Origin of the sequence: Shewanella sp. ENK2 (assembly GCF_043568515.1) — a bacterium.
GTDB lineage: Bacteria > Pseudomonadota > Gammaproteobacteria > Enterobacterales > Shewanellaceae > Shewanella > Shewanella japonica.
On sequence record NZ_CP171406.1, the window covers coordinates 3,643,252 to 3,666,359 of the forward strand.

Annotated in this window: 17 protein-coding genes and 1 pseudogene; 17 read left to right on the forward strand and 1 reads right to left on the reverse strand. The window is 40.8% G+C overall.

Features of this window, described 5'->3' with window-relative positions; translation table 11 throughout:
* Positions 1-292 precede the first annotated feature (292 nt).
* Positions 293-967, forward strand: coding sequence for an outer membrane protein OmpW (gene ompW, locus ACGEDC_RS15980; protein ID WP_055023024.1), 675 nt, complete (start codon positions 293-295; stop codon positions 965-967).
* A gap of 102 nt (positions 968-1,069) precedes the next feature.
* On the opposite strand, the gene ACGEDC_RS15985 is transcribed toward ompW, so the two are convergent.
* Positions 1,070-1,810, reverse strand: a complete 741-nt coding sequence (locus tag ACGEDC_RS15985; RefSeq protein ID WP_394494424.1) for an SDR family NAD(P)-dependent oxidoreductase — start codon at positions 1,808-1,810, stop codon at positions 1,070-1,072.
* Positions 1,811-1,935: 125 nt separating this feature from the next.
* Here ACGEDC_RS15985 and ACGEDC_RS15990 point away from each other — a divergent pair, with 125 nt between their 5' ends.
* The 16 genes and pseudogenes from ACGEDC_RS15990 (at position 1,936) to ACGEDC_RS16065 (ending at position 22,668) form a co-directional block, all read left to right on the forward strand.
* Complete coding sequence (locus tag ACGEDC_RS15990) at positions 1,936-2,352, forward strand: YbaY family lipoprotein (RefSeq protein ID WP_394494426.1); 417 nt, start codon at positions 1,936-1,938, stop codon at positions 2,350-2,352.
* A gap of 79 nt (positions 2,353-2,431) precedes the next feature.
* Positions 2,432-3,376, forward strand: a complete 945-nt coding sequence (metA, locus tag ACGEDC_RS15995) for a homoserine O-acetyltransferase MetA (RefSeq protein WP_394494428.1) — start codon at positions 2,432-2,434, stop codon at positions 3,374-3,376.
* A 261-nt stretch (positions 3,377-3,637) separates the two neighbouring features.
* Positions 3,638-5,965 carry an immune inhibitor A domain-containing protein gene (locus ACGEDC_RS16000; protein WP_394494430.1) on the forward strand — a complete coding sequence of 776 codons (2,328 nt, stop codon included), beginning with the start codon at positions 3,638-3,640 and terminating at the stop codon, positions 5,963-5,965.
* Positions 5,966-7,882: 1,917 nt separating this feature from the next.
* Positions 7,883-8,400: pseudogene (locus ACGEDC_RS16005) on the forward strand (GGDEF domain-containing protein).
* 407 nt (positions 8,401-8,807) lie between these two features.
* The gene (locus tag ACGEDC_RS16010; RefSeq protein ID WP_394494432.1) at positions 8,808-10,001 is read left to right on the forward strand and encodes a thiolase family protein; all 1,194 of its coding nucleotides are present in this window, start codon (positions 8,808-8,810) and stop codon (positions 9,999-10,001) included.
* A gap of 185 nt (positions 10,002-10,186) precedes the next feature.
* Entirely contained in the window at positions 10,187-11,680 is a 1,494-nt protein-coding gene (locus ACGEDC_RS16015; protein WP_394494434.1) for a CoA-acylating methylmalonate-semialdehyde dehydrogenase, read from the forward strand.
* A gap of 241 nt (positions 11,681-11,921) precedes the next feature.
* A complete protein-coding gene (locus ACGEDC_RS16020) occupies positions 11,922-13,079 on the forward strand; it encodes an acyl-CoA dehydrogenase family protein (RefSeq protein ID WP_394494436.1) in 1,158 nt (385 codons plus the stop codon).
* A 68-nt stretch (positions 13,080-13,147) separates the two neighbouring features.
* Positions 13,148-13,945, forward strand: coding sequence for an enoyl-CoA hydratase (locus ACGEDC_RS16025; RefSeq protein WP_394494438.1), 798 nt, complete (start codon positions 13,148-13,150; stop codon positions 13,943-13,945).
* On the forward strand, positions 13,945-15,060 hold the full coding sequence (locus tag ACGEDC_RS16030; protein ID WP_394494440.1) for an enoyl-CoA hydratase/isomerase family protein: 1,116 nt from the start codon (positions 13,945-13,947) through the stop codon (positions 15,058-15,060). The genes ACGEDC_RS16025 and ACGEDC_RS16030 overlap by 1 nt, the downstream gene beginning before the upstream one ends.
* Before the next feature lie 12 nt (positions 15,061-15,072).
* The gene (mmsB, locus tag ACGEDC_RS16035) at positions 15,073-15,981 is read left to right on the forward strand and encodes a 3-hydroxyisobutyrate dehydrogenase (protein WP_080915377.1); all 909 of its coding nucleotides are present in this window, start codon (positions 15,073-15,075) and stop codon (positions 15,979-15,981) included.
* 36 nt (positions 15,982-16,017) lie between these two features.
* Positions 16,018-16,776 (forward strand): SDR family oxidoreductase, encoded by a 759-nt coding sequence (locus tag ACGEDC_RS16040; RefSeq protein ID WP_055023012.1) that lies wholly within the window; start codon positions 16,018-16,020, stop codon positions 16,774-16,776.
* Positions 16,777-16,912: 136 nt separating this feature from the next.
* On the forward strand, positions 16,913-17,143 hold the full coding sequence (locus ACGEDC_RS16045; RefSeq protein WP_394494443.1) for a hypothetical protein: 231 nt from the start codon (positions 16,913-16,915) through the stop codon (positions 17,141-17,143).
* A gap of 312 nt (positions 17,144-17,455) precedes the next feature.
* The gene (locus ACGEDC_RS16050) at positions 17,456-19,051 is read left to right on the forward strand and encodes an ABC-F family ATPase (protein ID WP_082419856.1); all 1,596 of its coding nucleotides are present in this window, start codon (positions 17,456-17,458) and stop codon (positions 19,049-19,051) included.
* A 184-nt stretch (positions 19,052-19,235) separates the two neighbouring features.
* Positions 19,236-21,227 carry a methyl-accepting chemotaxis protein gene (locus ACGEDC_RS16055; protein WP_394494445.1) on the forward strand — a complete coding sequence of 664 codons (1,992 nt, stop codon included), beginning with the start codon at positions 19,236-19,238 and terminating at the stop codon, positions 21,225-21,227.
* Positions 21,228-21,498: 271 nt separating this feature from the next.
* A complete protein-coding gene (locus ACGEDC_RS16060; protein WP_394494447.1) occupies positions 21,499-22,269 on the forward strand; it encodes a class I SAM-dependent methyltransferase in 771 nt (256 codons plus the stop codon).
* The gene (locus tag ACGEDC_RS16065; RefSeq protein WP_394494449.1) at positions 22,270-22,668 is read left to right on the forward strand and encodes a hypothetical protein; all 399 of its coding nucleotides are present in this window, start codon (positions 22,270-22,272) and stop codon (positions 22,666-22,668) included.
* Positions 22,669-23,108 lie beyond the last annotated feature (440 nt).

Consider the following 23,108-nt stretch of genomic DNA (forward strand, 5'->3'; position numbering starts at 1 on the left):
CAATATGTGAATTATTTATTTTGCCTGAATATTTATGCGATACCTAGAATTGAGTGAAATTTGTTCGTTTTTAATACGATATGCTGGATTTATAGCTGTATATTAAATGCGTGTTATCTAAATCTGCTAGGTAAATGTGATCTCAGTCATTAATGTTGCTTACCTAGTTTGGTATAGGTGTTTTTGTTGATTTAGATCAATATTGTTAATCAAATACTCTGGCAGTGTAGCGGCAATTGTTAACAGTGTTTGCACAAAGCACTAATTATGTTGCGCACATGGAGTTGTCACAATGAATAAAAAAATAGCCTTAAGTATTGTCGCTGCCAGTTTATTATCTACTGGTATTTCTTCTTCTGTTTTTGCTCACCAAGCGGGTGATTTTATTTTTCGTGTAGGGGCAGTTGCTGTCGCGCCGAATGATGAAAGTCAAAATGTTGATACCCCAGACTTGGGTGATTTAGGCCAATTCTCGGTTGATGACAACACTCAAGTTGGTTTAAATTTTGGCTACATGCTGACAGATAATTGGGGAGTTGAATTATTAGCAGCAACGCCTTTTACTCATGACATCTCAATTGCTGGCATGAAAGTGGCTGAAACTAAGCATTTACCGCCAACCTTAGTTGCACAATATTACTTTGGTAATGCGCAATCTAAATTACGCCCGTATATTGGTGTAGGTGTTAACTTTACTAACTTTTTTGACAATGAAATTACCAACAGTGTTGATGGTCGTTTATCTGACTTAAGCTTGTCTAACTCTTGGGGCTTAGCTGCTCAAGTAGGCTTAGACTACAACATTAATCAAAACTGGTTAGTTAATGCTTCAGTTTGGTATGCACAGATTTCAACTGATGCAAGCTTTAACTACGCGCCAAACGGTGGTGCAGATTCAGTACCTGTGACAATTGAAACTGATATAAACCCGTGGGTTTATATGGTGAGCGTAGGTTACAAGTTCTAAGTCAGAGCGTTATTGTTATCAAAAAAAACAGGAGCTTAGCTCCTGTTTTTATTGATTGACGAGACAGTATTAAATCAACTTTTACGCCATTTTTAACTAAGGCTATTTCTTCTTTTTGTTTTTCCAGTGGCGGGTGTTGTAAATAAATTCTGGCAACATCATGGTTAACCAGGCAACCAGACGCCAGCGTTTAGTCACATATACCTTACGTTTACCTTTTTTCATTGCTGCAATTATCTGATCTGCCACTTTAGCAAGAGGCGGGAGCCATAACTTACTTTGCTGCATCGCAGCCTTATCTAATAAGCCTAATTGAATATCTGTAATGGTGATGGGTAATTTCAGGCGCTGGGCATGCATACTCAAGCCTTCAAGGTAGTTCTGTGCATACGCCTTAGATGCATGGTAAGCAACGCTTGGTCCACCTCTCAGTCCGGCAATTGAGTTAATAGCGGCAATTTGGCCATACCCTTGCTCTCGCATGAGTCGGAAAGTGGTATTACAAATAGTAGTAAAACCAGTGACATTGACGTCAATAATATCTTGCTCAAGTTGCCATGGCAGCGTCTCGTTGTAACCATTTAGCCCTGTGTTTATTAAGACCAAATGTGCGCCATCAATTCGTTGCCACTCTTGTTCTAATTGGCGAATTATCTCAACAGGCTGCTCAATATTTAACGGTAAAACGTTAACTTCAGTCTCAAGTTGTGAAGCAAACTCTTTTAATGAGTCTGGATCTTGGACAAAAAGTGTTAAAGCAACATTTTCTGCGGCCAATTTACGGGCGATTTCTTTACTAAGATGTGAGCTAGCGCCCACTATTATTGCGTTTGCTTGTGTCATGCGCTTTAAGGCTTCGAAATGATGACCTATGATAAAAACAACTGCTTTCGATAACAAGCAAGAATATTATTCAATATAAGACGTATAGACTTCTAGAAGTCTTTATGTATGATAAGGAGACTGAAATGAGCAAGGCAATGATGCGATTATTTAATGGAGTGCTTGTCGCGGTAGTGGTGCTTTTAGGATTAGGTGCATGTGCTTCGCACAATGATCTTGTCAGAGTATCAGGTGAGATCATGTATCGAGAGCGCATCGCGTTACCTGATAACGCAGTTATTAAAGTGCAACTTAAAGATGTGTCTTTGCAAGATACGAAAGCGATTGTTATGGCTGAAATGACTTCAGATGAAGTGACGACGCCCCATGCATTTACATTTGAACTTGCTCGCGATCAATTTCAGCAGGGACATACCTATGCAGTAGGTGCCCGTATTGAGGTGGAAGGTAAGCTTTGGTTTATCAATGCTCAATCTTATGTAGTTGATATTAATAGTAATGATGCTATTAATCTTATCGTAAATAAAGTCGGTAATGAGTGATAAATATCGGACGCAACACTGTTGTGTGTTGTTGATGTTTTCCAAGTACCGAATCTTATAGTGTTAAAAAGGTGCTTTGATGCCGGTTAGAATCCCAGATAATTTACCCGCTGCAGAAATCTTAGAATCAGAGAATATTTTCGTTATGTCCGAAACACGGGCTGCGAATCAAGATATTCGTCCAATGCGTGTGCTGATATTAAATTTGATGCCTAATAAAATTGAGACAGAAACTCAGTTGTTACGTTTATTAGGAAATACGCCTTTGCAAGTGGATGTGGATTTATTACGTATCCATGATAAAGCTTCAAAACACACCTCAATTGATCATATGAACACTTTTTATCGTGATTTCGAAGCGGTAAAAACACGCAATTATGATGGTCTAATTATCACTGGTGCGCCACTAGGGCAATTAGACTTTGAAGATGTTGTGTATTGGGAACACATAAAAGAAATTATCGATTGGTCTCAGCAGCATGTCACATCGGTATTGTTTTTATGCTGGGCTGCCCATGCGGGCTTGTTTCACTTATATGATTTACATCGAAAACTGCTAGAGAAGAAACGTTCTGGTGTGTTTAACCACAGTCGCTGTAATAAACCACATCCGTTATTACGTGGTTTCGATGATGAATTTTTTGCGCCTCATTCACGTTTCGCTGAAATGGATATTAATGATATTAAGCAGCATGCTGATTTAGAAGTATTGGCTGAATCAAAAGAAGCTGGAGCTTATATCGTGTTAAGTCGAAATAATCGAAACTTGTTTGTAATGGGTCATCCTGAATATCAAAAATCGACGTTAAACGACGAATATCTGCGTGATATTGAGCAAGGTCTAAATCCAAGTGTTCCCACTCACTATTATCGTGACAATAACCCTAAAAATGACGCCGTTGCCAAATGGCATAGTCATGGCAGTTTGTTAGTCAGTAATTGGCTTAATTATTATGTTTATCAGTTAACGCCGTATGATTTATCTGACATGAGTGCAATGACGCCATGGGAAAGCGGTCGTTAATGTCTCAATATTAAGTCATTCGTTTAATTAAAGGCGCCATTTAGTATGACTAAGTGGCGCTTTTAGTCTCACCTTATTACCTGAAAAATACCCAAAATAATTAGTTGTTTAGCACAAGTTAATACTTGGGATTGAAATCAAGCCCAACCAGTGTCGTGTCGTTGTTTCTTCGGTTAGGATTTTTGAATACTTAGTTAACGTAGCTGAGTCTTGCTGAGTATTACTTTTCAAACGGATCTGAAATTTAATGAGGGTATTCAATTGAATAACAAGAAACTACTCCCGCTAGCATTTGCTATTGCTGGGTTATCTGGAGCCTTGCAAGCCGCACAGCATGCTCCCACGCCACAAACGGGCGCTTTCGATTTAGTGATTGCCGATGAGCAGAAGTTAATAGAAATGCTCAAAAAATCAGGCAAAATCTCGCAAAGTGCTAGCTTAAAAGAAGCTGAAACAGCGTTAAAAACCTACCTTAAAAAACGTCAATCAGAAGCGGTACTAAATGCCGCAGCGCTCGATGCTGCAGTAGTCAGTCAGTATCCCATGACTAATGAAATTAAAGGTAAGGCTAAACATCATAAACGGCATGAAGCGTCAAAAGGACAGCTAACAGCCAATGCGATGCGAAGCCGTCCTGCGAATGTTCAAGAAGAAGTATATGAAGGTGAAACACGAGAAGCACGTGTTTTAGCGATTTTGATGGAGTTCCCTGACTTTGTGCATAATTCTATCTTACCTGATGAAACAGGTATGTATTATGAGGATTACAACCCAGACCATTATCGTCAAATCCTTTTTGGTGACGATGGTTGGGTTGCGCCGAATGGTCATCATGCTAATTCGTTTAGACAATTTTATGAAAAACAGTCAGGTGACAGTTATACCGTCACTGGCGATGTTGCTGGTTGGTATATGGCAGAAATGCCTGCGGCATTCTATGGCAACAATGTTGATGGTGATGCGAGAAGCTTAATTCGAGAAGCTTTAACAGCAGCCTCACAAGATCCTAATGTTGACTTAAATCAATTTGATATTGAAGACAGGTATGATCTTGATGGTGATGGTAATTACTGGGAGCCAGATGGATTGGTTGATCATGTGATGGTATTCCATTCAGCAGTGGGGGAGGAAGCTGGTGGTGGTCAAGTAGGTGAAGATGCTATTTGGTCACATCGTTGGAATTTAGGGGGAGTATTTGGGATCCCTGATTCTTCAAGTTCAGCGCCTTATTGGGGCGGACTAATGGGGGCTTTTGACTATACTATCGCTCCGATTGACAGTGCTGTTGGAGTCATTAGCCATGAATATGGTCATGATTTAGGGTTACCTGATGAATATGACACTCAATATACTGGCCAAGGTGAGCCGGTATCTATGTGGTCTATTATGTCATCTGGTAGTTGGGCGGGTGAAATCGGCGGCACAGAGCCCGTTGGTTTTAGTCCATTCGCAAAAGAGTATTTACAAGCAAGCCTTGGTGGAAATTGGCAACACGGTGCTGTGGTGAATTTTGATGATATTCCTCGTCGAGGTGTCGTCGGTCTATTAGATCAAGCATCCAGTAAAGGCACTAATCATGATGTGATTAGGGTGAGTCTGCCAAACAAGCAACAAGTTATCACTGTGCCAACAAGTGGTGAATATGCGTATTTTAGTGGTTCTGGAGATAATCTAGAAAACCTGATGGCCGTTTCTGTCGATTTAACTGATGCAACCACTGCTGCAGTGCAGTTTAAAACATGGTATGACATCGAGCTTGATTGGGATTATGGCTATGTGATTGCTGTTGGTAGCTTTGGTCAGATGATGCTTGAAGGCAATATCACCAGTAACACAAATCCGAATGATACTAATTTGGGTAACGGTATAACAGGTAATTCAGCGGGCTGGATTGATGCTGAATTTGATCTCACCGCGCTTGCGGGTGAGGCATTTGATTTATACGTAATGTATAAAACTGATGGCGCGGTATCCAACCCTGGTATGTACGTTGATGATTTAAACATTGTGGTCGATGAAACGATTGTTGCGACAGCGAATGCTGATGTGATGCCAGAAGTCATGATGCTAAATGGATTTGATGTATCGACGGGCGTTTCTGAAACTGAGCACTATTATTTGGTTGAGTGGCGTACTCATCATGGTGTCGACAGTGGTTTAGCGCATATCAATGTTGCTGGACAGCCAATGACCTATGAAAAGGGCATGCTCATTTGGTACGTGGATAATCAATATTCAGATAACTGGGTTGGTGTTCACCCTGGTGACGGTTTCTTAGGTGTTGTGGATGCTGATCAAAATACCTTGTCATGGAGCAATGGTAATGTTGCAACGACACGCTACCAAATCCACGATGCGACATTTAGAATCGATAGACCTGAAAAAATGTTTATCGATTTGTCTGAAGATTATGGCATCACTATGTATGACAACCGTACTCGTGCCCAACGTACTTTTAGAGATTCTCGTGATTACTCTGGCGGCGAGTTACTTGATGCTGGACGTAATATTCCTGAATACGGGTTAACAATTCGCTTATTAAATCAAAGTGAAGATCGTAGTGTTGGTGCGGTAATGATCCAAAAGTAGTGCCTCTTTGCATAAACAGCTTGAAATAAAGCTTGCAGTTAATTGCAGATGATTCACCAATAGCGAAGTTAATGAGTGGCCTTAATAAGCCACTTTACTTCTGCAAAAAGCGCTGAGATTCAGCGCTTTTTTTATTTTTCATATTTATTTTTATACGCAAGTAATCAGTTAAAAATATCAATAGTCCTGAGATTTTACCGATAAATTATGGCAACTAAGCTAGATACAGATTAATTATCTAATCGCATTAGCGTTAGCACTGATTCAAGCATAAGCCTGCGGTCTTCGCTACATTGTCATATCGAAGCAACTCACTTATGCTGATACAATCTGTTAACCCTTGTGACAGTTTAAATCTTGTTTTGCAGACCATGATTTATCACAAAGCTTAAATGGTAAGCAGGGGCATAGCGAAATCAGATGTTGAGGCGCCCATTGATTGAATTTCACCTTTGTTATTACCGAGTGCTATCGATAAGCCGATTCATTGCGTTGGTAAGCTTTATCAGTCTGGTTACTCCAGTTTATGCCAATGACAATTCAGAGCGAGCGATACAGTCAAATGATGCTCACGTCATGACATTAGATTCAGTTAAACAAGCGCTGGATAAGTTTACTGCGCCAGAGGAAAAGCTTGAGTATTTACAACAAGCTCAGCAACACCATTCGTGGAACCCAATTGATAATGCCCATATATTCAATTTAATTGCGATTGAACAAGAGGCATTAGACAAATTAGATGATGCCGTTGAATCATATTCTTTAGCGATTCAATCTGCTGAGCAAGTTGCCACTTCAGATATTTTAGTTATCAGTTATATTGAGCGTTCATTCATTAAATATTTACAGGTTAATGATAAAGAGCGCTATTGCCCTGATAGAGAATATGCACTCGAATTAGCACGCGCTATTGACTCTCCTATCGTGTTGTCCAAAGCACTCACGCAAAGCGCTTTTTGCTACACTGACACACAAGTGTTTGAGCAAGGATTACAGCGCCTTGAAGAAGCTTTGTTGATTGCCAAGAAGCACCATTTCCCTCCGAACAAGCAAGCGATGATTTATAACTCAACTGGCGCGATTTACCGCTCTAATGGATTACATAAATACGCTTATGAATACTTCAATGAAGCCTATCAGTTATGGAGTGAAGTTGACGATATTCAAGACATGTTCAATATGCTGCACAACTTGGTTGGTGAGGCGATAAAAATGTCAGACTGGGAAGCGGCTGAAATTCATGTTGTCGGCCTGTTTGACTTAGCCAAGCGGCATCCTGAATTTAACGACTTCTTATTTTTCGCTTATTTTAATGCGGGTCGGCTAAGTTATTATAATAATGATCATGAGTTGGCAATTGAGCGATTACAAAACGCTAAACAGTTAAGCTCAACCACTAATGAACAATATTTTATTGGCTTAATGTATGCCTATCTCGCTTTAGCTTATATGCAGCAAGAGCAGCCAGAGATGGCTTATGACGCTGCTGATGTATTTATAAACTCTGACACATTTGCGGCGAGCTCTTCTTTTCTCAAAACGTCAATAATGGCGCTTAAACAGTTTTCCGAACAAGAGTACTTAGCCAGCTTTAATTTGTTGATGTCGAGCTTAAATCATGAACGTTTGACCTATGCCTCCATTATGGACAAAGACGTTATCTACTCGTCGCTAGAGCACAATTCAAAAGTCGCTGAATATGAAATCCAAATCCTGGAAAATCAGCTTGCGATTAATTTACTGAAGTTAAAGTCAGAAACAGATAAGCAGCAAATATCTCAATTAACCTTAATCGTTACCAGTTTGATTATTGTGGTTTTACTTGTTGCAACGGCTTTTTTAATTCAGTCTCGCCGCTTTTTTAAACGCCGTTCGCAAACAGATTATCTTACAGGGATATCAAATCGACGTTACACCATGGAGCAGGGGAATAGGTTATTTAGTCTTGCCCTAAAACGAGCTGAGCCATTAGCGGTTATCATTTTTGATATTGATAAATTTAAAATGATTAATGACACATACGGTCATCATATCGGGGACTTAACAATTAAAGCAGCGGCACGAAAAGCAAGAAATTGGGTCAAAAAACGGATGTATTAGGCCGAATTGGTGGAGAAGAATTTTTATTAATCTTGCCTAATACCAATATAGACCAAGCAGTTGAAGTGGCTGAGCGACTTCGTAACAGTATTGAGCAGCAAACATTTACTTTTGATCATGTCGAAGTGAAATTTACCATCAGCTTAGGGGTTACTGTAAGCCAACTAAGTGAAGTCGACGGAGTTGTCATAGAGCATAGCGAGCAAGATGAATTTGCAGAGCAAGATCTTGGAACTGAAGAAAGCCTAGATTCACTATCTAAGATGATAAAACGAGCGGATGCTGGTATGTATAAAGCGAAACAAAATGGCCGTAATCAAACCTTTTCGATGTGATATTTTCCTATTGATCCAATGCGTGTTGATTTGATGGCTTTCCACTAAACGGGCATTAGCAACTCAATTAACCTTGATGCTCCTTAAAACCTGCACGTCACCACTGTTATTTCTTTCCCATCTATTTCTTCCCATCATAATCTGCAGCGATTCATTCCCCGTATAAGCTAACTCACTTTTTGACAACAATGAACTTGGCGATCCTAGTTATAAATCCCCTTAATTATTAATGGTATATCGTTTTTGTAAATTTTCAATGACAGCCGTGTTGAAATCTTAATATGAATTTGACGATTTTTTCTTGCTTTACGTTAGCGTAAACGTCACAGTGTGATAATTGAACTAGATCACATTTTACTGTGTATTAATCTCGGCCAGAATATTTGCCGGTTTACAGCGGAGAAGTTATGAGCACCACACATTCATCACCACAAGATATCGTTATCGTTGCTGCTAAGCGAACCCCAATGGGTGGCTTTCAAGGCGCATTATCAGCAGTGACATCTCCAACATTAGCCGCCAATGCGATTAAAGGGTTAGTCAGTCACACTCAGATTGATACTCATTTAATTGATGAAGTCTTAATGGGTTGTGTATTGCCTGCAGGTTTAGGACAGGCGCCAGCTCGTCAAGCGACATTAGGAGCTGAATTACCTTTAAGTGTTGGTGCAACGACCATCAATAAAGTCTGCGGTTCAGGTATGAAGACCGTGATGATGGCGCACGACTTAATCAAAGCGGGTAGTGCAGAAGTTGTTATTGCTGGTGGTATGGAAAGTATGACTCAAGCGCCTTATTTATTAGATAAGGCGCGTAGTGGAATGCGTATGGGTCATGGCAAAGTTTTGGACCACATGTTCCTCGATGGCCTTGAAGATGCTTACACAGGTGGTGCAATGGGGACTTTTGCCCAAAAAACTGCTGATGATTTTGGCTTAACTCGTGAAAAAATGGACCAATTCGCACTGAACTCTTTAGAAAAGGCTAACGCAGCGATTCAGTCTGGAGCGTTTAAAGATGAAATCGTGCCAGTGACAATTTCAAGTCGTCGAGGTGATGTCACAGTGGATACGGATGAGCAGCCAGGCAATGCGCGTCCTGAAAAAATCCCTTCACTACGTCCAGCATTTGCTAAAGACGGCACAATTACAGCCGCTAACTCAAGCTCTATTTCAGATGGTGCTGCGGCCTTAATGTTAATGAGCCGAGAAAAAGCGGAGTCATTAGGTCTCACTATTATGGCGACAATTAAAGGCCATACCACTCATTCTCAAGAACCTTCAATGTTTACCACTGCACCAGTCGGTGCCATGAACAAGCTATTCGATAAAGTAAATTGGTCTAAAGCTGATGTGGATTTATTCGAAATTAACGAAGCATTCGCCATGGTGACTATGTTAGCTATTAGCGAATTGCAACTTGACGAATCTAAAGTCAATATCAATGGCGGCGCTTGCGCATTAGGCCATCCTATTGGGTGCTCTGGGGCACGTGTACTTGTGACGTTAATTCATTCGTTAAAAGCCAAGGGCTTATCTAAAGGCGTGGCGTCATTATGTATTGGTGGCGGCGAAGCAACGGCAATGGCAATTGAAGTATAACTATCTCGCTATAACCGTTTAAGTGTAACAATCGATTAGAAAATCATTCAACAAGACTCAAGTGCTGCACGAGCTAGACAATTATTCGTAACACTAATAAGTAACAGTAATTAGTCAAAAATAACAAGCCGGCAGTACTTCACTTTCACAGAGCTTTGGGGCTCTACAGGGATTTAGGAAGCAAGATGACAGTTCAAGTGAAACATTATATCAACGGTGAATTTACCGAAGGCATGGGAACTCAACAGATTTCGGTGACCAATCCTGCAAATAACTTACCGATTGCCAATATTAATGCCGCCACGATAGAGGAAGTTAATCAAGCGATTCATAGTGCTAAAGAAGCATTTAAAACATGGAAAGAAGTGCCGGTCTCTGAACGTGCCAGAGTGATGTTGCGTTATCAACATTTGCTAAAAGAGCATCATGACGAGCTCGCAACCATACTAGCCCAAGAAACAGGTAAAACCTTTGAAGATGCTAAAGGTGATGTTTGGCGTGGCATCGAAGTCGCTGAGCACGCATGTAACATCGCCTCAATGTTAATGGGCGAAACGGTTGAAAATGTGGCAAGAAATATCGATACCTATAGTTACACGCAACCATTAGGTGTTTGTGCGGGTATTACCCCATTTAACTTCCCAGCGATGATCCCATTATGGATGTTCCCGCTGGCCATTGCGTGTGGTAATACCTTTATCTTAAAACCTTCAGAGCAAGATCCAATGACGCCACAACGCTTGGTTGAGCTATTTGTTGAAGCGGGTGCGCCAAAAGGGGTACTGCAACTGATCCATGGCGATAAAACAGCAGTTGATGTGTTGCTCAATGATAAAGAAATTAAAGCGATTTCATTTGTCGGTTCTGTCGGTGTAGGACAATACATCTATAAAACGGGTACCGATAACTTAAAACGTGTTCAAGCCTTTGCTGGTGCGAAAAACCATTGTGTGATTATGCCTGATGCGAACAAGCAGCAAGTGATTAATAACATGGTAGGCGCCTCTGTTGGTGCGGCGGGTCAACGTTGTATGGCGATTTCTGTTGCTGTATTTGTCGGCGCTGCCAAAGAGTGGATCCCTGAGCTAAAAGAAGCACTAGCAAAAGTACGCCCAGGATTATGGAATGATGAAAATGCGGCTTATGGTCCAGTCATTAGCCCTGCTGCTAAAGCGCGTGTGCTAAAACTGATTGCTCAAGGTAAAGAAGAAGGCGCTGAGTGTTTACTCGATGGCAGTGATTTTACTGTTGAAGGATATGAGTCTGGTAACTGGATTGGCCCAACCATGTTCAGCAATGTCACCACAAACATGAGCATCTACAAAGAAGAAATCTTTGGTCCTGTACTCTGTTGTATGGAAGCTGAAAGCCTTGATGAAGCGATTGACGTTGTTAATAACAGCCCTTATGGCAACGGCACTTCTATTTTTACAGCATCAGGCGGTGCAGCACGTAAATATCAACATCATATTGATGTTGGCCAAGTGGGAATTAATGTCCCTATTCCTGTGCCATTACCATTTTTCTCATTTACGGGATGGAAAGGCAGTTTCTATGGTGACCAACACGCCTATGGTAAGCAAGCGGTTCGTTTTTACACTGAAACCAAAACCATTACCTCTCGCTGGTTTGATGATGAAGTCGTCAGTGGCCCAAATATGAGTATTAATCTTAAGTAATTGATAAAGGCCTTCTGATGGGAGAAGGCCTTTTATCGACGTTGTAATAAGGCCGCAATGTTTGGCCTGCCGAGACATGCCATTCAGCAGGAAGCTGAATAACTAAACAACATACTACGCCTAAATATCTGCAAACAGAGCAATATAGCTCACACAAATCTATTGCAGAACTTTAGCTTAAGTGACCACTGATAGTGGCAATTCAAATGACCATAGAGTCATAGTAAAAAAGGATTCAAACATGAATTTTAATTTCAACGAAGACCAACGCCAGTTCGCCGATCTCGCTCGTCAATTTGCTGCTGAAGAACTCACACCATTTGCTGCAAAATGGGATGAAGAGCACTATTTTCCAAAAGATGTCATTAAAAAAGCGGGTGAGTTAGGTTTTTGCTCATTGTACTCACCAGAGTCAGAAGGTGGCATGGGTTTATCTCGCCTTGATGCTTCAATTATCTTCGAAGAATTATCTCAAGGTTGCACTGCAACAACCGCCATGTTGACCATTCATAATATGGCCACATGGATGGTAACAACTTGGGGAACCGAAACCTTACGTCAGCAATGGTCTGAAGGTTTGACGACAGGACAATTATTAGCATCTTATTGCCTAACAGAACCAGGTGCAGGTAGTGATGCCGCTTCTTTGCAAACCAAAGCGATTAAAGATGGCGATGATTACATCATTAATGGTTCGAAAATGTTTATTTCTGGCGCCGGTGAGACTGAGCTATTAGTTGTTATGTGTCGTACCGGTGACGCTGGTGCTAAAGGCATTTCAGCGATTGCGATTCCAGCTGATGCACCAGGCATCACATACGGTAAAGCAGAAGAAAAAATGGGCTGGAACGCACAGCCAACTCGATTAATCAGTTTTGAAAATGTACGTGTGCCACAAGCCAACTTGTTAGGCGATGAAGGACAAGGGTTTACCTTTGCCATGAAGGGCCTTGATGGTGGTCGCATTAATATTGCGACTTGTTCAGTTGGCACTGCGCAAGCGGCATTAGCACGCGCGACAGAATACATGAATGAGCGTAAGCAATTTGGTAAACCCATTGCCGCTTTTCAAGGGTTACAATTTAAGCTAGCGGATATGGCGACTGAGCTTGTTGCTGCAAGACAAATGGTACGTTTAGCCGCATTTAAACTTGATAACAATGACCCTGAAGCAACGGCTTATTGCGCCATGGCCAAACGTTTTGCCACCGATATTGGTTTTCAAGTGTGTGATAGTGCGCTGCAAATCCACGGTGGTTACGGATATATCCGTGAGTACCCATTGGAGCGACACTTTAGGGATGTACGTGTTCATCAAATATTGGAAGGCACCAATGAAATCATGCGTTTAATCATTGCTCGCCGTTTATTAGATGAGAATTCACACGCAATTTTATAAGTTGCCAGCTTGCTCCGCTTCGATAACGGAGCATTAACGCGCATGCACTATTGTTAAAGGATTAAATCATGACGACGACAACTGTCCAAACAGGGCCCGCTATCGTAGAAACCATTGATGGTCATACCGCCATTTTGACCTTAAATAACCCGCCAGCAAACACCTGGACATCAGCCAGTTTGATGTTGCTTAAAGATATCGTATTACGCCTAAATCAAGACAATAATATTTATGCGCTGGTGATTACAGGTCAAGGAGAGAAGTTTTTCTCAGCAGGTGCTGATTTAAAATTATTTGCCGACGGCGATAAAGGCAATGCTGCGACAATGGCCAAGTGTTTTGGAGAAGCATTTGAAACATTAAGCGCCTTTCGTGGCGTGTCTATTGCGGCTATCAATGGCTATGCTATGGGTGGCGGGCTAGAAGTGGCATTAGCGTGCGATTTACGCATTGCCGAGTCGCAAGCACAAATGGCCTTACCTGAAGCCACAGTCGGCTTGCTACCTTGTGCGGGCGGTACACAAAACTTAACGGCTTTGGTCGGGGAAGGTTGGGCAAAAAGAATGATTCTATGCGGCGAAAGAATCGATGCAGCTAAAGCCCAAACGATTGGTTTAGTAGAAGAAGTGGTTGAACAAGGTCAATCATTAACTGCTGCGATATCGCTTGCGGCAAAAGTGGCTCGTCAATCACCGAGCAGCGTGAAAGTATGTAAAACATTAATTCAAGCTGGAAGATCCATGCCTCGCACCCAAGCTTTACCCCTAGAGCGTGAGTTGTTTGTAGGATTATTTGATACCGAAGATCAGGCTGAAGGCGTCAATGCCTTTTTGGATAAACGCACTGCAAATTGGAAGAATAACTAATGAATCAAGATGTGATTTTTCAAACATTAGGAACACTATCAGGCAAGTCGATTGGTGTAGTTACGCTTAATATTGAAAAAGCGTTAAATTCACTGAATCTTGGTATGGTGCAAGCAATGACTAAGCAGTTATTAGCTTGGCAGCAAGACAATGATATTGCTTTTGTTGTACTCGATGGCGCTGGTGAGAAAGCTTTTTGTGCTGGTGGTGATGTCAGAGCAATTTATCATGCTTCTATGGTTAATCCTCAATCAATGACTCAAGAAGCGTGTGACTTTTTTAGCGAAGAATACCAACTTGACTACCTATTACATCAGTACGGAAAGCCTGTATTAGTGTGGGGAGATGGAATTGTGATGGGCGGCGGCTTAGGACTTATGGCTGGCGGCAGCCACCGAGTGTTAACTGAGCGAAGCCGTATTGCAATGCCCGAAATTACCATTGGTTTATATCCAGATGTTGGCGGTAGTTACTTCCTTAATAGAATGCCTGGTAAAACAGGATTATTCTTGGGATTAACGGCTTACAACATGACCGCTGCTGATGCCCATTACGTCGGATTAGGCAATCACTTTTTAAGTAGTGATGATAAAGAACCCTTGTTTGATGCTATAGCTGAAGTAAGTTGGAGTGATGATGTTGCTTTAAATCACTTACAACTAAGTGATTTACTTAATTCAATGCAGGAAAACGCGACAGCGAGTATGGGCGATAGTCTGCTAGCACAATACCAAGTTGAAATTGATCAACTCATGAGCGGTGAAATCGAAGAAGTGCATCATCAAATTTCAAGTTTAGATACTGAACTTGATTGGCTAAAGCGCGCACAAAAAACGGCATTAGCAGGTAGCCCGTTAAGTTGGTTTTTAATTTTTGCTCAAGCCAGTATCGGTAAAGATAAAACCTTAGCTGAGTGCTTTAAATGGGAATTAGGTATCAGTGTTAATTGCTGTTCTTACGGTGATTTTTGTGAAGGGGTACGAGCACTGTTAATCGATAAAGATCGAAATCCACAATGGCGTTTTCCTCACGCAAGTGATGTGACACCAGAGGCGGTGACACAGCTATTAACGTCACCTTGGAATAATGACAATCACCCATTAAAAGACATGTAAAAGGACATTATTATGGCAACTGTAGCATTTATTGGACTCGGTAATATGGGTGGCCCTATGGCTGTAAACTTAATTAAAGCAGGCATGACCGTGACTGTTTTTGATTTGGTTCCTGCAGCGGTAGACGCACTCACATCTCAAGGTGCGCTTAGTGCCAAAACTGCCTGTGGCGCTGCGGCTTCGGCAGATTTTGTGATAACTATGTTGCCCGCTGGAAAGCATGTTCATAGTTTGTATATTGGCGATGCTGACAATAAAGGATTGTTGGATGTTGTAGCAGAAGGTGCAGTGTTAATTGATTGTTCGACCATTGATGCTGGCACTGCGCAAACAGTGGGGGCACACGCGAAAGCAAAAGGCATTGAGTTTATGGATGCGCCTGTATCTGGTGGCACAGCTGGCGCCGCAGCGGGCACATTAACCTTTATTTGTGGTGGCTCAGATAACGCGTATCAAAAAGCACAAACGGTATTAACTGTGATGGGGGCAAACATATTCCACGCAGGAGCAACGGGTGCAGGTCAAATAGCTAAAATTTGTAATAACATGCTGTTGTCGGTATTGATGGTCGGTACGAGTGAATCTTTGCAATTGGGTATTGATAATGGTTTAGACCCTAAAGTGTTATCTGATATCATGAAAGTCAGTAGCGGTGGTAACTGGACTTTAGAGAAATATAATCCTTGTCCAGATGTCATGGACAATGTGCCATCATCAAATGATTACCAAGGTGGATTTATGGTTGATTTGATGGTGAAAGATTTAGGCTTGTCTCAGCAAGCATCATTGGCGTCAAATTCTAGTACGCCGATGGGAGCATTAGCACGTAGTTTATATGTAAACCATGCGAGACAAGGTAATGGCCGCCGCGATTTTTCAAGTATATTTGAGCAGTTTGCTCAAGCGGATAAGAAATCATAACGATTGATTTTAATAAATTAAGAAAGGATCCAGTTAATGGAAATTAAAGATAAAGTTGTTGTCATTACTGGCGGAGCAGGTGGATTAGGGCTAGCGATGGCGCAAGAGTTTGCCTCTCAAGGCGCAAGACTTGCACTTATCGATGTTGATCAAGAAAAATTAGAACGTGCTTGTGCTGATTTAGGAGCGACAACAGAAGTACAAGGTTATGCCTTAGACATTACTGATGAAGAAGACGTCGTGGCAGGTTTTAACTATATCCTTGAAGATTTTGGTCAAGTGAACGTATTAGTTAACAATGCAGGTATTCTTCGTGATGGTATGATGATCAAAGCAAAAGAAGGCCTTGTGACTGACCGTATGTCTTTTGAGCAATTTCAATCGGTCATCAATGTTAACTTAACAGGGACTTTCTTGTGTGGGCGTGAAGCGGCTGCAGCGATGATTCATTCAAAGCAAGCAGGGGTAATTATTAATATCTCTAGTATTGCTAAGGCAGGTAATATTGGTCAGTCAAATTATTCTGCATCTAAAGCTGGTGTCGCAGCAATGAGTGTTGGTTGGTCTAAAGAACTTGCGCGTTATAACATCAGAAGCGCCGCAGTTGCGCCAGGTGTAATAGCAACAGAAATGACCGCTGGTATGAAACCAGAAGCCTTGGAGCGTCTTGAAAAAATGGTGCCAGTTGGGCGTTTAGGTCAAGCACAAGAAGTGGCTGCAACAGTTAAGTTTATTGTTGAAAATGATTATGTAAATGGCCGCGTTTTTGAAATTGATGGCGGTTTAAGCATGTAATTGCTACTGACTCAGACTAAAGCCAACCCGTTAATGGTTGGCTTTTTTATTACTGCGATTATTGTTACCATCTTGGCGAGTGTTATTGACAACTCTTTTTCAGGGTATTTCACAGATTAATTAAAGGTATTGCAAAATGGATAGGCTAGAAAAAGCAATGAAGCTAACCATGCTGACAGTGGGAATTGCTGGTATTGGCGTGATTTATTTTGGCTTCTTTTATCTGCAATATAATGCTGAATTAGGCATGACAATGCCGTGGTATTTTTTGATCTCTCCTTGGGTGTGTGTTTATTTTGGACTAAGTGAACAACAACAACGCGCCACTATTGCCTGGTTTACTCGAAAATTCACCGCAAAGAAATAGTCTGTTATTCCCTTCATTTTCAGTTACTGACTGGTTCTGACCTTTAATATTCCCCATCTGTCTTTTTTGACTTAATAAATTCATGGAATTTCGCCTGTTTTATGGCGCCTTGTGGCTAAGTTAAGTTGAAAAAATAAGCTGAAATGCTATAGTACGCCGCCTATTTAATATGGCCATGCTTAACTAATTAAGGGTGGCTAGAAACCAGTGCTAACTGAGCAATAACCGCTATACTCGTTGAACGTTATAGCCGTTACATAATTCGGCACTGGTTTTTTGTTTTTATCATAACTTGAATTTTGGAATCTCATTTTGATTACTACAGCTAACATCACCATGCAGTTTGGTTCAAAGCCTCTGTTTGAAAATATCTCAGTTAAATTCGGTGGCGGTAACCGCTACGGTCTTATCGGAGCCAATGGTTGTGGTAAATCCACCTTCATGAAAATCCTAACTGGTGACCTTGAGCCGTCAAGCGGTAATGTGTCAATTGATCCAGGCGAGCGCATGGGTAAGTTGAACCAGGATCAGTTTGCTTATGAAGCTTATTCAGTGGTTGATACTGTGATCATGGGTCATAAAGAGCTATGGGAAGTTAAGCAAGAGCGTGATCGTATTTACTCATTACCAGAAATGAGTGAAGAAGACGGCATTAAAGTGGCTGAACTTGAAATGCAGTTTGCCGAAATGGACGGTTACACTGCTGAATCTCGTGCTGGTGACTTATTGATGGGCGTCGGTATTGGTGTTGACCAACACTTTGGCTTAATGAGTGAAATTGCACCAGGTTTCAAATTACGTGTGCTACTTGCACAAGCCTTGTTCTCAGACCCAGATGTATTATTACTTGATGAACCAACCAACAACTTGGACATCGATACCATTCGCTGGTTACAAGAAATGCTAAACCAACGTAATAGCACCATGGTGATTATTTCGCATGATAGATATTTCTTGAACTCTGTATGTACCCATATGGCAGATATCGATTACGGTGAACTACGTGTTTACCCTGGTAACTACGATGAATACATGATGGCAGCGCAGCAAGCTCGTGAGCGTCTACAGTCAGATAATGCCAAGAAGAAAGCACAAATTGCAGAACTTCAAGGCTTCGTAGCTCGTTTCTCGGCTAACGCATCTAAAGCAAAGCAAGCTACATCACGTGCTAAGCAAATCGATAAGATTAAAATTGAAGAAGTTAAAGCATCTAGCCGTGTGAATCCGTTTATTCGTTTCGAACAAGAGAAGAAATTGTTCCGTAACGCATTAGTGGTTGAACAGTTAGCTAAAGGCTTTGACGAAACGCCGCTATTCTCTGGTTTTGACATGATGGCTGAAGTTGGCGAGCGAATTGCTATTTTGGGTGAAAATGGCGTGGGTAAAACCACCTTGTTACGTACCTTAGTTCATGATTTACCACAAGATGCGGGTACGATTCAATGGTCAGAAAACTCAAACATTGGTTATTATGCACAGGATCATGAAGCTGATTTTGCTAATGATATGACCTTGTTTGATTGGATGAGCCAATGGCGTAAGCCTGAAGATGACGACCAAACAGTACGTGGTATTTTAGGACGTATGTTATTTGGTTCTGACGATATTAAAAAGTCAGTAAAAGTCTTATCTGGTGGTGAAAAAGGTCGCATGTATTTTGGTAAGCTTATTATGCAAAAGCCAAATATCTTGCTGCTTGATGAACCAACTAACCACATGGATATGGAATCAATTGAGTCATTAAACAACGCGTTAGAAATGTATGAAGGTACGTTGTTGTTTGTATCTCATGACCGTGCGTTTGTATCATCTCTTGCTACTCGTATTCTTGAAGTGACGCCACAAGGCATTAATGACTTTAAAGGAACTTATGATGAGTTCTTAGCAAGCAAAGGCGTTGAAGGTTAAGCTAAAGCTTTTATTTAAATAGCCGATAAACCTGTAATACTCATATAGAGTTTTACAGGTTTTTTTTGCGCGAACGATATTCTCATACTAATTTGAAAAGAAATTAAGTCGCCTTAGTTACATCAAAGCATGTAATTTATTGCGATAAATTGCATGGAGCACTTACTCTAAGGGTAAAGATACAATGAAATGGATTACCGATCTAAAAACGCTACATAAACTGCTATTGCTAATTGTCCCGCCTCTGCTGATTTGTCTGATTTATGGTGGCATGTTTGTTCACAATAAATATGAAACTAAATCAGAATTAAATACGGTACTTTCGTTAACTGAGCTCGCTGTAATTAATAGTGCATTAGTCCATGAGTTACAAAAAGAGCGTGGCATGAGTGCCGGCTATATTGGTTCACAAGGACAATCATTTGCCGATGCGCTACCTCAGCAGCGTGGGATGTCTGATAGACAAATAAGTCGTTTTAATAGCATTCCAAATGTTGATGATTTTCCTGTTCAGATTAGTGCTACCTTGAGACAAATTAGCAACCAGTTGCAGCAATTGCAGTCAATGAGACGTTCTGTTGATTCATTGACGGTTACGGTTGCTGATGAAGTGAAGTATTACACAGGTTTAAATACGGCATTGTTATCGGTTGTTGATGAAACGGCAATGCAAAGCACTGACAGTGAATTATCACTCAAGTTGGCATCATTTGGTGCGTTTTTACAGTTAAAAGAACGTGCAGGTATTGAGCGTGCTGTACTTAGCACAACCTTCGGCCAACAAGGGTTTAAAGATGGCGTTTTTAGCAGGTTTGTCACTTTAGTGTCTGAACAAAATACTTATGGTGAACGCTTTAAGGCGTTAGCGACTGCTGATTGGATATCGCAATTTGAACAAGTTTCACGATCTCGAGAAGAGTCAGCGGTGCAGCAATTACGTGATATCGCTTTTTCTCACGACGTCACTCATATCAGCGCCCAAAATCCGGAAACTTGGTTTAGCACTTCTACTGCAAGAATTAACGTGCTAACTGACTTTGAACATTTCTTAGCTGATGATTTGATTAAGTTAACTAAACTAAGATTGGATTCAGCAAACCAAATGATGTGGACATCATTACTGGCATTAACAATATCGATAGTATTGCTAGCATGGTTGAGTTTATCAGTGTCTAATTACTTGAATAAGAGCTTGAGTCACTTATTTGATAAAGTCACCCATGCGGGTAACCATTTTGATTTAAGTACGCGGATTGAGCACAAATCTGCAGATGAATTCGGCCAATTGTCAGCCGCCTTTAATGCCATGATGACTGACTTTGAAACGATAATCGCTCAAGTTAGACAAAGTGCTTCGCAAGTGGTGAGTGTGGTTGAGCAAGTTAATGGTCATACTCAGACCATGAAGCAAGATGTTGAACTTGGCTACCAAGAGGCTGAGCAAGTGGCTTCGGCTATGACTGAGATGAGTGCAACAGTCACTCAAATTGCGGCTAATGCGGTGCAAGCATCAGATGCATCTACGTCTGCCAATAAAGAGGCACATATTGGTAATAAGGGCGTTTCACAAACGACGGTATCGATAAAACATCTTGCCAGCGAAATCAGTGAAGCCTCAAATGCGATTGAGACATTAGATCAAGATGTGCAATCTATTGCGACTATTTTGGATGTCATTAGCGCGATTTCAGAGCAAACTAACTTACTGGCACTTAACGCGGCCATTGAAGCGGCAAGAGCGGGAGAGCAAGGACGAGGCTTTGCTGTTGTAGCTGATGAGGTCAGAACCTTAGCGCAACGAACACAATCATCAACGGACGATATCAAGCGGATGACTGATAGGCTTAAATCAGGTGCTCAGTTAGCCGTTAAAACCATGCAACGTGGCATGGTCAGTGCTGATGAAAGCGTTATTGAAGTGGAAAATGCGGGCAAAGAGTTGAAACAAATTGTGGCGGATGTTGATGTTATTGACAGTATGAATCAACAAATTGCTTCAGCAACTCATGAGCAAGCAGCTGTTGCCGAAGAAGTGAATCAAAATGCGATGAAAATCAGTGAGATTTATAATCAAACTCAAGAAATTGCTAATGCGTTAAGCCAACTCAATGAAACCTTACTTGAAGATGCTGCAGCGATGTCTGAACAAGTTCAGAAATTTACACTTACCCAGTAATAATCGCATTGAGTATTGTTTAAATTAAGAAAAATTGACGTAACAAAGGCCGGCACTTGTTGTCGGCTTTTTTATTTACACCATTTTATGTAAACAAATTCAGAAAAAGCTAATGTATTCTAGATTTTGATAATAAAATAAAAGGCATTAAGGTTGCTGAAATTAAGTCAAGTGCTTACATATACACTCAAAATGTACTATAGAGGTGCAATACGCTATAAAGGAATCAGTTTAATACGGCGTTGGGCATTTAAAAACGGATTAAGTTTAAATGGATTATTTAACGACAAACAAACAGGCTTGGAATGAAAGAGCAAAAGTGCATTTTGACTCATCGTTTTATGATGTTCCAAGCTTTCTTGCTGGCGAAACCACACTGACTGAAATTGAGCTCGCAGAACTCAATGATGTTGCGGATAAGTCGTTATTACATCTTCAGTGTCATTTTGGGTTAGATACGCTGTCATGGGCAAGAAGAGGGGCTAAAGTGACTGGTGTTGATTTATCAAATACAGCCATTGATAAAGCGAATGAGCTGGCTAAACAATGCCAAATAAGCGCTGATTTTGTTTGCTCAGATGTTTATAGCTATTCAGCTTATAGTCAGCATAGTTTTGATATTGTCTTCACCTCGTTTGGCGCTATTTGTTGGCTGCCTTGTTTGACTCAGTGGGCAAAAGTGATAGCAGATAATTTAAAATCCGGTGGCACCTTTTATATGGCTGAATTTCATCCTGTACAGGATGTGCTAGAGGGGTATCCGTATTTTCATCAATCCAAGCCAGATATTGTCACTGAAGGCAGTTATACTGATGTAGAAGATGATACACCGCAGACGATGGTGACTTGGGCACATTCATTGGGAGAAGTGATTAACGCTTTGATTCAAGCTGGTATTCGCATTGATAGTGTCAATGAATATCCTTATAGCCCTTATAATTGCTTTGAAAACTTAATTGAGCAGCAACCGAACCAGTTTCACTCTATTGTAAAAGGCCAATCAATTCCTTTGGTGTTTTCTATAAAAGGAACAAAAACGTAAATGTTATTTTCAACCGATCAAAAGTTAGACATTGGTAATCGTTGGTTAGGCATTTTTACTAAAGTCTCTTTAGGGATTTGTGCAGCTGTTGCACTAATGTATTGGTCATATTTTTATGTCAGCCCGAGTGTGACAGTTAAGAATAGCTCTGAATTTGTTATTGATTCAGCAGTCATTCAATTGCCACATAGTCGTCTCGATTTTGGTGAGATAAACATTGGTGAGCAAAATCGAATCTACTATGACTTAGCTCAACTTGATGGTGATTATCAGTATCAGCTAGTGCTTAAGAGTGGTGAAACCCTTGATGGACGATGTGGTTATGTGACTAATCTTGAAGTCAATAAACGTGCAGTGTTGACTCTTAATGATAACGGGAAAATCCGTTGTGATTTTTAGTATTTTATTAATATTGTCATCTCGTTAAGCTTAACCACAATTTTGAATCTGTTCATTCAAAAGCTAATTTATAACTCACTCTTATGTCGACAAACACTCTGAACACGCGCTGAAATACGGACTCCCCACACGTATTAGCAAATCAAGCTGAAGCTATGGCTGTCCGTCATTATCCTTTCTAAACGAATAAATAACAGTTTGATACACATGTTAAGTTTGTGGTGGGTCATCTGGGTGGTTGTTAATTGCTCGGGCTTGCTGTTAGTGGCATTGTCAAGATATTGGATTTCTTAAACATCCATATTCCTTTTAGCTCAATTTTAATTTTAAATTAATACTTCATCTCTATCATCCTCGCTCCCAAATTTATCTGTCTATTTTATCATCAATGCTGAGATTAATTTTACCAGTACAGAAGCATTGAATGAGTCACTTATTTA